The organism is Halalkalibacter suaedae (assembly GCF_017939705.1).
Lineage (GTDB): Bacteria > Bacillota > Bacilli > Bacillales > Bacillaceae_D > Halalkalibacter > Halalkalibacter suaedae.
The window spans coordinates 25,009-40,234 of sequence record NZ_JAGKSQ010000011.1; the positions used below are offsets into that span (position 1 = coordinate 25,009).

13 protein-coding genes and 1 riboswitch are annotated in these 15,226 nt (G+C 36.1%); all 13 genes read right to left on the minus strand.

Features of this window, described 5'->3' with window-relative positions:
* Positions 1–286: 286 nt before the first annotated feature.
* Positions 287–1,297: a DUF3231 family protein gene (locus J7W16_RS19030; RefSeq protein ID WP_210599079.1), complete on the minus strand. Its 1,011-nt coding sequence runs from the start codon at positions 1,295–1,297 to the stop codon at positions 287–289.
* Positions 1,298–1,444: 147 nt separating this feature from the next.
* Positions 1,445–2,503: an LLM class flavin-dependent oxidoreductase gene (locus J7W16_RS19035; RefSeq protein ID WP_210599080.1), complete on the minus strand. Its 1,059-nt coding sequence runs from the start codon at positions 2,501–2,503 to the stop codon at positions 1,445–1,447.
* Between the two features lie 110 nt (positions 2,504–2,613).
* Positions 2,614–3,420, minus strand: coding sequence for a DUF368 domain-containing protein (locus J7W16_RS19040; RefSeq protein WP_419095860.1), 807 nt, complete (start codon positions 3,418–3,420; stop codon positions 2,614–2,616).
* A gap of 290 nt (positions 3,421–3,710) precedes the next feature.
* Entirely contained in the window at positions 3,711–3,914 is a 204-nt protein-coding gene (locus tag J7W16_RS19045; RefSeq protein ID WP_210599082.1) for a KOW motif-containing protein, read from the minus strand.
* A gap of 72 nt (positions 3,915–3,986) precedes the next feature.
* Positions 3,987–5,684: a methyl-accepting chemotaxis protein gene (locus J7W16_RS19050; RefSeq protein ID WP_210599083.1), complete on the minus strand. Its 1,698-nt coding sequence runs from the start codon at positions 5,682–5,684 to the stop codon at positions 3,987–3,989.
* Between the two features lie 340 nt (positions 5,685–6,024).
* The gene (locus J7W16_RS19055; RefSeq protein ID WP_210599084.1) at positions 6,025–8,205 is read right to left on the minus strand and encodes a PAS domain-containing sensor histidine kinase; all 2,181 of its coding nucleotides are present in this window, start codon (positions 8,203–8,205) and stop codon (positions 6,025–6,027) included.
* Between the two features lie 139 nt (positions 8,206–8,344).
* Positions 8,345–8,812, minus strand: coding sequence for a response regulator transcription factor (locus J7W16_RS19060; RefSeq protein ID WP_210599085.1), 468 nt, complete (start codon positions 8,810–8,812; stop codon positions 8,345–8,347).
* Positions 8,813–8,826: 14 nt separating this feature from the next.
* Positions 8,827–10,263 (minus strand): DUF7125 family protein, encoded by a 1,437-nt coding sequence (locus J7W16_RS19065; protein WP_210599086.1) that lies wholly within the window; start codon positions 10,261–10,263, stop codon positions 8,827–8,829.
* A 163-nt stretch (positions 10,264–10,426) separates the two neighbouring features.
* Positions 10,427–11,101 (minus strand): thiaminase II, encoded by a 675-nt coding sequence (gene tenA, locus J7W16_RS19070; protein ID WP_210599087.1) that lies wholly within the window; start codon positions 11,099–11,101, stop codon positions 10,427–10,429.
* Between the two features lie 54 nt (positions 11,102–11,155).
* Positions 11,156–11,959, minus strand: coding sequence for an energy-coupling factor transporter transmembrane component T family protein (locus J7W16_RS19075; protein WP_210599088.1), 804 nt, complete (start codon positions 11,957–11,959; stop codon positions 11,156–11,158).
* Positions 11,950–13,437 carry an ABC transporter ATP-binding protein gene (locus J7W16_RS19080; protein ID WP_210599089.1) on the minus strand — a complete coding sequence of 496 codons (1,488 nt, stop codon included), beginning with the start codon at positions 13,435–13,437 and terminating at the stop codon, positions 11,950–11,952. Before J7W16_RS19080 ends, J7W16_RS19075 begins: the two co-directional genes overlap by 10 nt.
* 16 nt (positions 13,438–13,453) lie before the next feature.
* On the minus strand, positions 13,454–14,035 hold the full coding sequence (locus J7W16_RS19085; protein ID WP_210599090.1) for an ECF transporter S component: 582 nt from the start codon (positions 14,033–14,035) through the stop codon (positions 13,454–13,456).
* Between the two features lie 184 nt (positions 14,036–14,219).
* A riboswitch (TPP riboswitch) is annotated at positions 14,220–14,320 on the minus strand.
* Positions 14,321–14,520: 200 nt separating this feature from the next.
* Entirely contained in the window at positions 14,521–15,057 is a 537-nt protein-coding gene (locus J7W16_RS19090; RefSeq protein WP_210599091.1) for a ribonuclease H-like YkuK family protein, read from the minus strand.
* Positions 15,058–15,226 lie beyond the last annotated feature (169 nt).

A 15,226-nucleotide genomic window follows, 5' to 3' on the forward strand; every position in this document is an offset into this window, starting at 1 on the left:
AGAAACCTACTTCTTTTATTGAAATATTACATCTTTTTTCCAAACATAAAAAAGGTTTTATTGTAAATAATAAATATGTGTTATAAGTAGCACATATTTCTCAATGGGGAGGAATTCTTGTGAATAGTCTCTATCGCTTATTTCCGACATTCTTTATGCTCATGATTAGAATTGTAATTGCATTAAGAAGTTTAGTTAGGAAACCGGTAATGGCTTAAGCCGGATATTCAACGTTCCGAACTCATTGAAACACATAATAGAGGTGACTCATTTGAGTCACCTCTATTTATTTATGCTCTGCTAATTTGTCGCGATCTTCAAACGTCGGTGGTTGCTCTAACCACCCATTTCTAATCATAATTTGTACACCATCTTCAGCATATTTAGTGATCTCTGCTATTAAAACTGCATATTTTGTGGCTAGATCTCGTCTTTGTGATAATGAAAAAGCAGCTCCATAATATCCAGAGGCTGTTGCGACTAAAGAGGTAATGTGAAATAAAAGGAGTCTATCAGAAAATGGCGATATTGTAGAATTAGTTATTTCATCCCCATACTTTTTTGGTGGAGAGATCTTACTTTCAGATAACAATGAACTGAAGATTTCAAAATGTTTATCACAGATCTTCTCACCTTTCTTAAAATACTCACGTAATTCTGGTGATTTAGCAACTTGTCTAAAACCAATCTCCAGCACTATTTTAACAGCATTCTTTTTTGAATTAAAAAAGAGACCACTTACTTCAATGGCATTTAAAGGTCTTCTATCCCCGAACCAACCTGTTAAAAAACTTTGTTTGTGAACAAAATCAATTGTATCAGGTGCATTAAGATTAGGAGGTCGACTGATTATTCCTTTATGAACCATAGTCGTGACAATTCTTTTATATAGTTCCATTGCTTCAGAATTGCATCGAATAAAATAATTTATTTGATCCTCTCGAATAGAGGTACTAACTGCAGCTGAATACCCTGTCAGACCATGAATGGTCATGATATGCATATACACAAGCAAAAACGTGTCTGAAAACAATGGTGGTGCATTAAGATTCACATCACTTTCTATGAAACCCTGTGGAATAGGGTAGCTTTCCTTCTCTAAATACTGTCTAATTTTTTGAAGATGTCTTTCAGATAATTCAAGTGAAAACTCAAGGATGGAACGAATGTCCTTATCCTGAACACTTTTCAAATAGTAGCTAATTACACAAATCGCCATCGAATCATTTAGATATTGAGACCACAAATTAGCTATTTCAGTTGATGTTAAACGCACATTGTGACTAACATCCTCCATGAACACACCTCCCTAAATATGTAGCAATAACGCACTTATCTTAACTCAGTTCTATAGGATTTATACTGAACTCAATGCGAACATATTGAACCTTCTCCAAAGTACAAAGAAAAAGGATGTTCCATGAACATCCTCTCAAAGTAAAACTTATTTAATTCTATTTGCCTTTTCCCAGCTCGAGATTTCTTCACGAACCTTTGGTGCCACTTCTTCACCAAGTAGTTTAATCGCATTCATCACATCATCATGTGGCATTGTTCCTACTGGGACGTGTAACATAAAACGAGTGATACCAACATTTTTTCTGAGATGAATAATCTTTTCTGCAACTGTATCGGCATCTCCAACATATAAGGCACCTTCAAAGCTACGAGCTGAGTCGAAACTCGCTCTTGTATAAGGTCCCCAGCCACGTTCTCGTCCCAGCTTGTTCATGACTTGCTGAGTTGAAGGGAAAAACTTATCTGCTGCAAGCTCTGTACTTTCTGCAATAAACCCATGTGAGTGTGAAGCAACGGGGAGCTGTGAGACATCATGGCCACCCTTGATCGCTGCTTTTTTATAAAGTTGAACAAGTGGTTCAAATTGCATCGGACTACCTCCAATAATTGCGAGCACAAGGGGTAGACCAAGGAGGCCAGCACGAATGACCGATTCTGAGTTTCCTCCACTACCAATCCATACAGGTAACGGGTCTTGAACAGGGCGTGGATAGACACCAAGATTATCAATGGCTGGACGATGTCCTCCTCTCCAAGATACCTTTTCGTCTTTTCTTATTTTTAACAACAGTTCTAAATTTTCATTGAATAGTTCATCATAATCCCTTAAATCAAAACCAAACAAAGGGAATGACTCGATGAAAGAGCCTCTCCCTGCCATAATCTCAGCACGACCGTTTGAAATAGCATCAAGTGTAGCAAAATCTTGAAAGACTCGCACCGGATCAGCTGAAGAAAGTACAGTAACTGAACTTGTTAGTCGTATCCTCTTTGTCTTTGCTGCAGCTGCAGCTAACAGCATGGCTGGAGATGAAGCTGCAAAATCCTCGCGGTGATGTTCTCCAACACCGAACACATCTAACCCAACCTGATCAGCCAGGACGATTTCTTCAACGACTTCTCGAATTCTGGTTGCATGGCTAATGACTTCCCCTGTTTCGACATTGGGTGTTGTTTCAACAAATGTGCTAAGTCCTATTTCCATTAGTAAACCTCCATCAATACTATTTGTAGTAATATTAAACGATTTGCTTTAGAACAATCAATTAAATGATATGAAAACCCCATGCAGGTCGCATGGGGTCTTATTCTAAATTATTGAGGTGACACTGTGTTCTTTGACTCAATGTAACTCAGTAAATAAGCAATGAGGCCACCGACAACAAAGGCAAAAAGGCTAAGAATTAATAAAGTGAAATCCTCAGATATACCTGGATAAATGACCACAATTGAACCAATAATAAAGCCAATCATTAAGGCATATGTAGCTGTTCGATATTTCTTAAAAAGAACGGTAACCACTTTACTAGTTATTATTAAGCCAATTACTACACCCATACCAACTGTGATGATGACAGCTAGATTTAACGTAGATAGGGCATTTATTACTGTTGGATACACACCTAAAAGTAAAAAAACGAAAGATCCACTAATCCCAGGTAAGATCATTGCAGAGCTAGCAAGCCAACCCCCAAAGAATAATAAGAGATAATCACTCCAAACAAGCTGTGTCATAATTTCGGCCAATTGGTCTTCTTTCACAAAGAAGGTTGCTGCAACTAGAATAGCACCAAGGCCTAGAATCAGATAATGCTTAGATGTAAATGTTTGTTTGTAATTAATGTCTTTTAATAAAGTAGGGATAATACCTATAATTAATCCGAGGAAAAAGAAAAATGTAGGCTGTGGGTACTCAACTAAAAGCCATTCAACTAAATGACTGACCGTTAGTAGTGCCAAGACAATTCCGAGCATTAACGGAATCAGAAATAATACATGCTCTTTCCACTTCTTTGATAGCAATCCATTTATTGCTGCGATTAATGACTGATATATCCCCAGAACTAAAGCAATCGTTCCACCACTGACACCTGGGATTAGGTCGCTTATTCCCATCATCATCCCTTTTATGATATTACGCCATTGAAACAAAGTTACGTCTCCTACCTTCTATTATAGATTATTATGCTAGCCAAAAAAACCATCATCACGAATGCAGCCCTAGAAATCAAAGGCCTTTACTCTGACAAAGGTCCATCTAACAACATTTATTATTAAGATAATCATATAACTTTTCATCATACATGACAACGTCCTTTTCTATACTTGTTCTTCCAAATAAAAAAAGCCGTATAAATTACGGCTTTTTTGTAAAAGTAAAAGAAAGAAAAGAGCGCGAAATAGTAAGGATCTTAGTCGATCTTCTTGTAATTATTATGCTTAATTACAGTACGATATTTGCTTTTATCCTTTGTTAAAATATTATCGAATTCAATTGCAGATGTATTTTTATATACATTTACAATTCTACCTTCTTCACCCTTATGCTCACCATCTACTACCTTAATTCGATCTTCAATTTCAATATCCAACTTATCTTCTTCCAGCTCTGACATTCTGCACCTCCTGTTTCATTATTTTTTGATTTCTGAGGCTTTTTATACTTTCATTTTTTATTTCCATGATCATTAAAGCTTAAATTTACGAACCAATCCATTCAACTCTTCCGCTAACTTAGACAGCTGAGTCGAACTATTTGTGACTTCCTCCATCGTACTGCTAGATTGCTGAGCTGAAGCCGACGTTTCTTCTACACCTGCAGCAGATTCCTCAGAAATCGAAGCAATTTCTTCAACAGACGAATTCATTTTCTTACTATCCTCAGATATAGTCGACAAGTTCGTTGTGACCATTTTAATACTATCTGCCATTTCTTGTACTGCATGATTAATAGTAACAAACGTTTCCTCTGTTGTCTTCATTTGATTTGTTCCTTTTTCTACTTCACTATATCCCTCTTGTAAGGAGAGTACAACATTAGCTGATTCACTCTGAATCGTATTTACTATTCCCGTTATATCCATCACTGAAACCCCTACTTGCTCAGCTAGCTTCCTAACTTCATCAGCAACAACTGCAAAGCCTCTACCTTGTTCCCCTGCTCGTGCTGCCTCAATCGCTGCATTAAGTGCAAGTAAGTTCGTTTGCTCAGCAATTTCTTTAATCACTGAAACAAGCTTTGTAATTTCCTGTGATTGAACATCAAGTCCTTGAACTTTTTTAACCGACTCTAAAACAATCTTATCAATTGTCATCATTTGTTTAACAGAGCTTTCAATAAGCTCTCTTCCTTCATTTGTCAAACCTAAAACATTATCAGAAGAAAGATAGATCTTATTTCCATCATTATTCGCTTCTTGTACCATCGTAGTAAATGAAGCCATTGTGGAAGCAAGATTCGTTGCATGATCAGCTTGAACCTCTGAGCCAGACGCTAACTCTTCCATCGTTGAAGCTATTTGCTGTGAGCCTGTTCTTACTTCATTTGCAGACTGAGTAAGCTCTTCACTTTGGCTAGTAACCGAACCAGATACGACTTGGATTTGTTGTAAAAGTTCACGTGTATTGTCATTCATTTGATTCGTCGCACGAACTAGCTGGCCGATTTCATCTTGTGATTTTGTTACTAATGGTTCATTACTTAAATCTCCATCAGCAATCATGTTCATACGTTTCATGACTGAAATAAGGGGCTTTGTGATAATTCTAGAAGTAACCAGAGCTGCAGTTAGACCTAGGACAATTACTAACAAAGCAATAACTAAGCCTGAGATTAAAGTTGCTTGGTTTAAGTCAATAACTAATTGTCCTTCCTCTTCAATAAGTTGCTCCCGATTTTTGGCCATTTCTTCAAAGTCAGCCATCAGTTCTCTTGCAATAGGTTGGGCAACCTCATTTAATATTCGTTTTGCTCCTTCTTCATCTCCACGATCGTAGGCTACGAATACTTCTTCAACAATAATTTTTCTCCACTCGATGCTTTTGTTAATTAATTGCTCTATTTTTTCTGAATTAGTCTGTGAAATAATGTAGTCTTGGTGTTGTACACTATCTTGTGTATATTGATCAAATAATTCTTTATAGCTGCTATCCCCATTTAAGATATAGCCTCGAGCTAGTGCTATACGCTGAGCCATGTTAAAGGCCAATTGCTCATCGGCAATTAATAATGGTAATTCTTTGTTTAAAATATCTTCTGTATTTTTATTTGCATCTGTCAGTGAGACAAAATTAAAGACACTTTGAATAATGACAAGCATAATAACTAAGGAGAATCCTAATAAGATCTTCATTCTAATACTTTTCATGTTCAACCTTTTTTTCATAACTAGCACCCCACATCCCATATTTTTTACAATAACTTCTCCCTTGAAAAAACCTTAAAACAAAAAACTACCTTTGTATAAGAATAGCCATCTTGTCCTTATACAAAAGTAGCTTGACAAAAACCTTTAAGTGTTAAACAATAAACCCTTTATTTCTAAAACCACCTATTACCCTATTAGTTCTATGTCATAATAATTCAATATTCGACAAGCGTCAACATTTTTCCTTATAAATGCAAGCTTTTGGACTCAGTATTTTTTACCATTTATATTTATAGCTAAAACAGACTTTAGCCAATCAAAAAGACTAACTCATCTTTTAATGAATTAGTCTTTTTTCCTAATATTCCTCACTACTATCACTTAACTCATCAGCCTTAAAACTAATAGGCAACTCAATATCGACAGTCGTACCCTTTCCTTTCTCGCTAGTAATCTCGATGCTTCCTTTATGACTAGCAATGATACGGTAACTGATCATTAATCCGAGTCCAGTGCCTTTTTCTTTTGTTGAATAAAAAGGCTCTCCTAATCGTTTAACTCTATCTTGATCAATGCCGATTCCTTGATCTATGAATCGAAGCATTACGTGTGAGTCGCTCTTCTTTCTTATTTGAACTAGAATTTCTCCCCCGTCTTGCATCGACTCAATCGCATTTTTTAAGATATTAACGAAAACCTGCTTTAATTGATTTTCCTCACACCATATGAGTGGAATATCAGCATCGAAATCACTATAAATCTGTACATTATTTAGATTAGCCTGCGACTCAAACAAATAAATGATACTACTGCCAATTTCTCTAACATCTTTTAGTTCTCTTTTTTCGACTTGTGGTCTTGATAAAACAAGCATTTCACTAACAATTAAGTTGATTCGCTCTACCTCAGATAGCATAATGTCAAAATAATGATCATCATTATATTTTGGTTTCATGAACTGTAAGAACCCTTGAATGCTAGTTAGCGGATTACGAATTTCATGTGCAACACCAGCTGCCAACTCACCAACAACAGACATTTTATCTGATTTCCTTATGATTTCCTCTGTTAATTTACGTTCAGTTAAATCATTGGAAACATACAAAACTTGGATCTCTTCTGATGCGATAGAGACAAGGGGAATGATCGTTGTTTTCACCCATTTTTTCTCACCTTTATTGTTAATCAAGAGCTCTTCTTCTATGACTCTCTCTTTAAGAGTCTCAATGACGATCTGCTCTTCCTGAGAGTGTCTTTCTACCTGTTCATTACTTGGATTAACATCTTTATCATTTTTGTACATCATTTCCTCAACAGTTGTATCAAAGAATGTGGCAATCGATTGGTTCGCTAACGTAAATTGACCTTTACTATTTTTTGCGTAAATAAAGTTAGGATTGGAATCTAATACTGTCCGCAAAAACTCTTTCTGGTGCATTACAAGCGATTCTTTTGCCACAATATCCTCCCGAGCATCCTCAATGTATTCTGCCATTTCATTAAATCGTCTTGATAGTCGACCTATTTCTGTATTATCTTCTCTTTTTAATTCTAACCTTTTACTGAAATTCCCTTTAGCAACTTGTCCTACTGCTAATTCCAAGTCTTTAATTGGTTTGAGAATCTGCTTTGTATATAAAGCTGTAAATATAGACAGGAATAGAAAAAGGATAAATGAAATTAGATACAACGAATGTTGGAATGTCTCAAAATAGACGTGAGTGTACGAGACTGGTACCTGGGCAACAACGCCCCAATCAAGGACAGGAATATATTGATAGGAAGCGAGCATTGGGATATTTTGAGTATTAACCACTTCCTGATAACCAGATTGCTTATTTAGAACTTTTTGAATAACAGCATTTGCGGTTACATCTTCTCCGATTCTATTCGCTTCAGGATGAGAAATTAAATGTCCATTTCTATCTACCAAATAGGCATATCCTTCGCCAATTTGGATATTTTCAAGAATTGAATTGAAGACAGGATTTTCACCAATTCTAACAATTAGATTTACAACTCGGCTTACATTACCTTCCCCATCCAAAATCGGTATAGCAACCACGACTACAAATCTATCTGTGACGGCTGATACTACATGACTAATATAAATTTCTTTTGTCTTAATGGCATTCTTCATATAGTCACGATTAGAAAAATTTGCATTCTTCACTTCTGCCTCTAAGTCATTAGGGTAGTAACCACTTATCCATCCATCTGTTTCAACAATTGTTCCACTATCAACAAAAGGCGAGTAGTCAACAATGTTCTTGATTTCTTGCCCTAATTCCTCAACACTAGCATCTATATACTCATCAGAGTGAAATTTCCTACCAAGCTTTTGAATTTCTAAGGTAATGTTATTAAATTGATCCTGTATGCGAAGAACCGTTTCATCAGTGATTTCCTTATACCGATCTTCAGCTATATCTGGTAAAACATTTTGAGCCATATAGAAATTAAACCCTAATAATGTGAGCATAATTAATAAGTTTATAATAAATATTTTCCAAAATAAAAATGATTTTAGTGTTTTCAAAAAAAGCACATCCAATAAACAAAGTATACTATCATATTAATTCATACGACCAATACAAGCTAGTTATTTTTAGCGTATAACACTGTATTTATCAGCGTTATATTGATTAGGATATAGGTTGAGGAATTCCCTTTTTTATTCACTCGATAATTTTTCTGAAAAGCTGCTGCCGACCGTTAAGCCCTAGTTTGTTTAATATATTTCTTACATGGTTTTTGACTGTATGTTCACTGATGTAGAGTATCTCTGCAATCTCACTATTTCTTAGTCCTTTAATAATCAGGATGGATATTTCCTTTTCCCTTTTCGTTAATTGGTTTGTCCGATTAACTTTCTCATGTATTGAATTTAACGTTGGATCTTCATTTATGACCACTTGTGGAGCATTTTCATCATTTTGATCGTTTAAATAGTAAATTTTGTTATTATCTATTTCTTTGCTGCTTAGAAAATATACATCTTCCAAGTCGCTTAACACCTCTTTAACAAGATCTTCGTTTCTTCCAATTTTAAGGGATATACTCGAAGTAGTTTCAAAACAATATTTGTTTTCCTTAAAAAGACATCTACATTCTTCTTCGATCATTTGTTTTGCTATGCTATTCATAATACTCCCTTTTCCTATAACAGTTTAATGAACGGGTAATGATCAGTCGTTTCGATGACAAATGGCCTTGAAGTGACACTGATTGGTGATTTGATTACTTGTAAGTATTGATACTTTGTATCTGACCAAAGCTTGATGACACCATCACATTTATTTTCTAGCATTGCACGAGTTTCTGTATCGATCATTTCTATATTACAATGCATAAACACTGTCACTGCCATAGATTTTTCTATTGCTAATAACTCCCCGTGGATCGTGTTAATAAATTCTTTCCCATGTTTATCTAATGCAGTATTAATGTTATAGCTTGTGAACCAATATGTTCTCTTGTCAAAGTCTTCTTTAATTTTTTTGATGATTTTTTCATTAATAAACGTCCAGTACTCGTCCTCACTCAAAAAATTAGTTGCATCCAATACCCTTTCTTCAATACCTTCTAATATTGGTCTCCGGTAATGCTCTAGAAAATAGCCTTCGCCTCTTTGCAACGCTGCTACTAAATCAATCTTAAAACGCTTTAGAATAGAAATAAAATCTTCGATCGTTGTTGAAGAGGATAGCGAATAGAAAAACTTTTCTCCTTGTTTCAATCTCTCACTAGATATGAGAGCAAGGATATATTTGTATACGGTTGTTAAGCTGTCGGTTTCAATCAGAAAGATTTCCCCCCTAGAAACTCCCCCAGAAAGGATCTCATCTAATTTTTTTATACCAGTAGGGATGAGATCTTTTGGATTTCCTCCTGATTTTCTTTTGAAATCACTTGAAATATAGGCTGGTATAATATGTATACCCTCATCTGTAATACGGTAGATATGTTGATCTTCTAAAATATTCGTGCCTCTCATCTTCACAACTTCTAATAGCAATGTTCTAGCATGATTATTCGCAAAATCAAAGTAAAGCTGAATAATTCCATCAACAACGAAATTCTCCATCGAATGACTATTAATATTTGTATAAATTTCTTCGTTAATAATTACAGCCGTTAAGCCGTATTTCCGAAGCGTATTTCTGAATGTATAGATTAATTCCCTAACATTGTTTTCTCCATCACTAAGATATTTAATTAAACTTAAACTATCAATAACGATTCGTTGACAGCTAAATGAAAGAATTAACTCCTCAAATACACCTCCTGGATTCAACATATCCTCCATTAACGCCTTTGGTGAAAAAGAGATAATTTTCAGTAAACTTCTCTGTTCATATTCATTTAATTCACTTTGAAAATTAGTCATATTAGAAAAAATTTGTTGTGGTGTTTCCTCAAATGATATATAAAGACCGGGTTGGTTTTGGCTAGCTCCATAAATTAAATACTGAATTCCTAATGTCGTTTTACCAGTCCCTGGTGCTCCTTCAACCATCACAACATTTCCTTTAGGAAATCCACCGTGTAATATTGTATCAAGCCCTTTTATTCCCGTTTTAATCTTCTCTCTCATGCGTGCTCACCCCAAATTCGTATGCCCTACTATCGAGGATTCACTAAACTTATTTGTTTTAATCATAATAGATCAAATGAAAGCGTCTATGTAAATTCAAAAAAAGAGATGACCTGATTGCATCTTAGGTCATCTCTTTTTTCAATTTCTCACTCATTTAAGACTATCTTTTCAGACCAGGCTGCCATGTCTCAAGGCGATAGGCCATATCCCAGAATGAGTATTCATATTGACTACTAATGATAAAGTGTTCCTCCATTCGATTACGATCTTCATCCGTCACTTGACCAGCGATTTCATCTAATCGATCGATTTGTTCCTCAACGAGCTGACGGAACCAATCACCACCATAAGCATCTATCCACTCTTGATAAATCGGTTCACTCGGTTTTGAACCAACTAGTCTCTCTCCAATCTCGTAATAAAGCCAATAACAAGGAAGAATGGCAGCAATCACATCTCCTAAATGACCATTATAGGCTGCACGATATAGATGTGAAGTGTAGGCATATGCGGTAGGTGCTGGTTTAAAGACCTTGAGCTCTTCCTCTTCAACACCTAATAACTTAGAGAATTTTTCGTGCAATTCCATTTCAGCACCATACGTTCCCTGTGAATGGATAGCCATTCGATTTGTTGTGTGCAAATCAGATGCTTTTGCTGCACCTAATGCTTGAACTTTGGCAAAATGACTTAAGTAATAGGAATCCTGCATGACATAATATTTAAAATTTTCTAGTGGTAATGTTCCGTCTGCAATTCCTGTTACAAATGGATGGTCAAAACTTGCTTGCCATATCTCATCTACCTTGCTTCTTAGTGCTTCTGAAAATTTCATCTAATCCTCTCCTTATCTAGTGCTACACGTTTGATTAGTCACTAGGCTTAATTTCTATTCATAGTAACGAACATCTGTAATTGAGATCATCGGAAACAGAATACCTAACACATAAGCCATTACCACTATTAATAGAAAGAAAATAATAATCCCTACATCATATCTGGAATACGTCAATTCATAATAGTAGGTTCGTTTCTTTAAATTGGAAAACCTTTTTGCCTCCATTGCAACAGCAATTCGTTGAGCTTTCCGAATTGATTGTGCGAGTAAAGGAATCGAATAGAACATCAGCTTCTGATAGACTCCCATTACTCCTTTTTTCTCCTTTATCCCACGAACCTTTAAAGCATGACGCAATGTCTGAAATTCCTCAACCATAATAGGCATCAGTCTAATTGAAGCCATAAAGCTATACGCATAGCGAGGAGAGAGCTTTAATTGCTGCATTAACGAGTAAAATAGTAATACCGGCTTTGTTGTCAAAGCAAACAGTAGACCAAGGACAGCAAAGCTCAAAGCACGAAAGCCTAGGTGCAGACCACGGTAGAAACTTTCTTCAGTAATATGAATGAGCCCCCACTGAAACCAAGTGATATCACCTTTACCAAAAAAGATCATTGCTGTCGAAGAAGATACAAACACTAGCACAAATGGGCTTGAGTAAAGCAACAGATACTTTAATGGATGCCCGGAATATGTGAATAATACAATTGCACAGAAACTAGTAAAAAGTACGAGCACATTAGGATTATGTGTAAAAATGACAACGCTGAAAAGAAGCATAAATAGAAGCAGCTTCAAACTTGGATTGACTTTTGTTACCCACGTGTTCTTGACATCATATCCTAGCTCCATACCGTTTCCTCCATTTCAGTCCCAATCTTTAGTTGGCTCATGTATAAATCTGGATGGAGATCTTGTACAAGCTTGCCTTTAGAAATAAGCCAAACCTTTGTCGTAAAATGGGCTAATATGTGCAAGTCATGGGTGACCATAATGATAGTTGTTCCTTTTTGACGGATTTCTTCTATTAGTTCAAGCAGGGCAAAAGTATTTTTAGCATCCTGACCAAAAGTTGGTTCGTCAAGAAGTAATACTTTTTGATCCTTCATAATGGCTGTAGCAACACTTAATCGTCTTTTCTGTCCCATTGATAATTGATATGGATGCTGATTTTGTTTTTCTAATAGACCGAACATGGCCAGGCAATGCTGAACCTTCAAGCTTATCGTTGCCTCATTTTCCCCCATCAATCTTAAGCTATAAGCAAGTTCTTCATAAACGGTGTTTGTTATGAATTGAAATTCAGGATTCTGAAAAACAAAGCCAATTTCGTTTCCAAGGTTGGTTTTTTTTGTGACAAGAGAGCCATCTAATTTATATACGCCATCTGTTTTTACTAATTGCATCAGTGAAAGGAGCAGAGTACTCTTTCCTGCCCCGTTTTCACCAACTACACCAATCCATTCCCCACGTCTAACAAGCGAATCTTCAATGGTGATCTTGGGTATTTTTCCTCTAAGTCCATGGAATGACTTTAATTCGATCATTACTTCCTTTTTAACTTCTCGGTTTACTAGAAGTTGCTGTGTCGTTTTTCTGCGAAGATAAACGTCCCATACATTTGGGTACCAAATTCCGTATTCGATTAACTCAGCTTGGTACGTCTGAAAAATTTCGTCCTTACTACCTTCTGCAATGATTCGACCGTTATTATCAAATAGGATGATCCGATCAATGAAATCAATAATTTGATCAATTTTATGCTCAACAATGATCACTGTTTTATCTCTACTTACAGTTCGAATCGTCTCCCACACTTCTTCTGTTCCTTTTGGGTCAAGCAATGCCGTTGGTTCGTCTAAAAAAAGAACCTCTGGCGTTAAGGCTAAGATCGAAGCGATCGCCAAACGCTGTTTCATTCCTTGTGATAACGCACGAATTGGTGTATGTGCATCATCTAGATATAATCCAACTTGCTGTAAATAGTCAGAGATTAATCCAGGCATCTGTTCTCTATCTACACCGAGATTCTCTAACACAAAAGCCAATTCTTCATCAACAAAAGGCATACAAAACTGAGTGTCAGGATCCTGGAACACATAACCCCATGATTCAGGAATTACTATACTTTCAAATTTGACAGGGACTTGGATAGATGTAGGGATAAGCCCTGTTAGCACTTGTAATAAAGTTGACTTCCCGCAGCCGCTTGGACCAAGGAATAAAACTTTCTCCCCTGATTGTATTGATATTGATATGTCTTTAAAAAGTAAAGACTCTTCTCCCGCAAATTTCAGTCGAAGCTTCTCAACTTCCGCAATTTTCCTCATCTTATCCAACGCCTTTTTAAGTGTTTAGTGTTTTGTAATCATTCTCAGAAGCGGGTCGCACGAGATTCGTTACACCTGTTTTTTCAAGTGCCTTTACTAGATAATAAGCAAAGAATCCACAAATGATAATTGCACCAATCGTTCGAAACGAAATCATTAATACAAGATTCCATGTTTCTAAGTCTGCAAGATATCCACGATTCCAATCCATAACAAAAGAACCCACGGTTGCACCAATTCCAGCTAAGCTTGCAGTAAACAATGAATAGCTCTTATATAAAAATAATGCAAAGATGATCTCTGCCCCGAGTCCTTGAAGAACTCCGTAAACTAGTACCTCTAAACCATATTGTGAGCCAACTAGAAATTCCCCTGATGCAGCTGCTGTTTCAGCAATTAAAGCAACACCGGGTTTCCGGATAATAAGAAAAGCAACAATCGCTGCAATAAACCACATCCCATACATTAACTCTTCTGCTTGAAAACCGAATGTAGAAAACAAATCAGAAACCGGACCCCAAATCCGATAGATAATCGCAAAAACCACTGCAATCACTACTGTTACCAAAATGTCTGTTAACGTCAATTTCTTCTTCATGTTATCGTCTCCCGACTATGTAATTGTACAAATCATTACACACTTCCAAAGGGGAAGAAATGAAATCAATCCTGATCAGAACGAGGATCTTTTTTCCAAAATAAAAACCACCCCATATAAATGGAGTGGTAGTAGTTACAATTCGTCGTCATGACATAACAGTACGGTCAGACGAATTCATATCATACGTTCCGCTCCACTTCCCTACGCTAGTATTATCTAGATCAGGTTAAGGGTTAAGGTGAAAACACCTCTCTCAGCTTAATAGCACCCCTAGTGGAAATAAGTATAATGTTTGTCATGTTCATTGAAACATAGGAACATGAATGTAGCAACTTTTTTTTGAAAATTAGTAACATTTTTTCATAAATAGTGTTAAATACGCAACAGTTTCAAGTGCCTAATCCTTAATCTCTCCTAAGGACTAGGCACTTGAAACTGTTATTGAAGATAACTTGTCAATCAATTAAATGACTCCTACTCAATTACTTCGTGTATCGATTAGCATAACCACTAGCTACAAATGAATCTGGTTTAATTTTCGGTTCGAAGCCAATTGATTCGATTCTTGATACCATTTCTCTTACAAAAACCCTTGTTTTATTTCTTTCTCCAGATCCAATATCGATATGTCCCTCAATCGTAAATGAGGCTCCTTTATAAATATTGGGTAGGACAATGTCAATTAATGCTTCTTTTCGTTCTTCAGTAAACATTGAGGCAACCTCTTCAGTTAACGTCGTTTCAAAGGAAATCCGTTCATGGAGATTTGTCATCTTTCGAGGAACAGTATTTTTGCGTATACACGCCCAGGCCCCTCTCCCTATTTGTTGAATGACAATTCCTGTAATAAACTTTGTACAGTTAGGGTGTACTTGGGAATCCGTACCAACCATTAAGCGAAAGTTCCCATTCGGATTACGCTTCATAAATAGTACTATTTTCTTAAACACATCATCAAAGGTCATGCTTTTTTCTTGTAAATTTTCAAAGGAATAGTTTAAAACCGTGAAGTTTTTCATGATTTCACACCTGCCTCTTTCCTCACGTTTGCCTTCATTATTGAAGAATCATTCAAAGGACAACTCCCTCACCTTGCTTATAGGTTAACTAAGACAGACACTCTATTAATTACGCGTTGCCAATTAGGAATATGACATAAACTGAAATCAAATTAAGCACTAAGGTAGA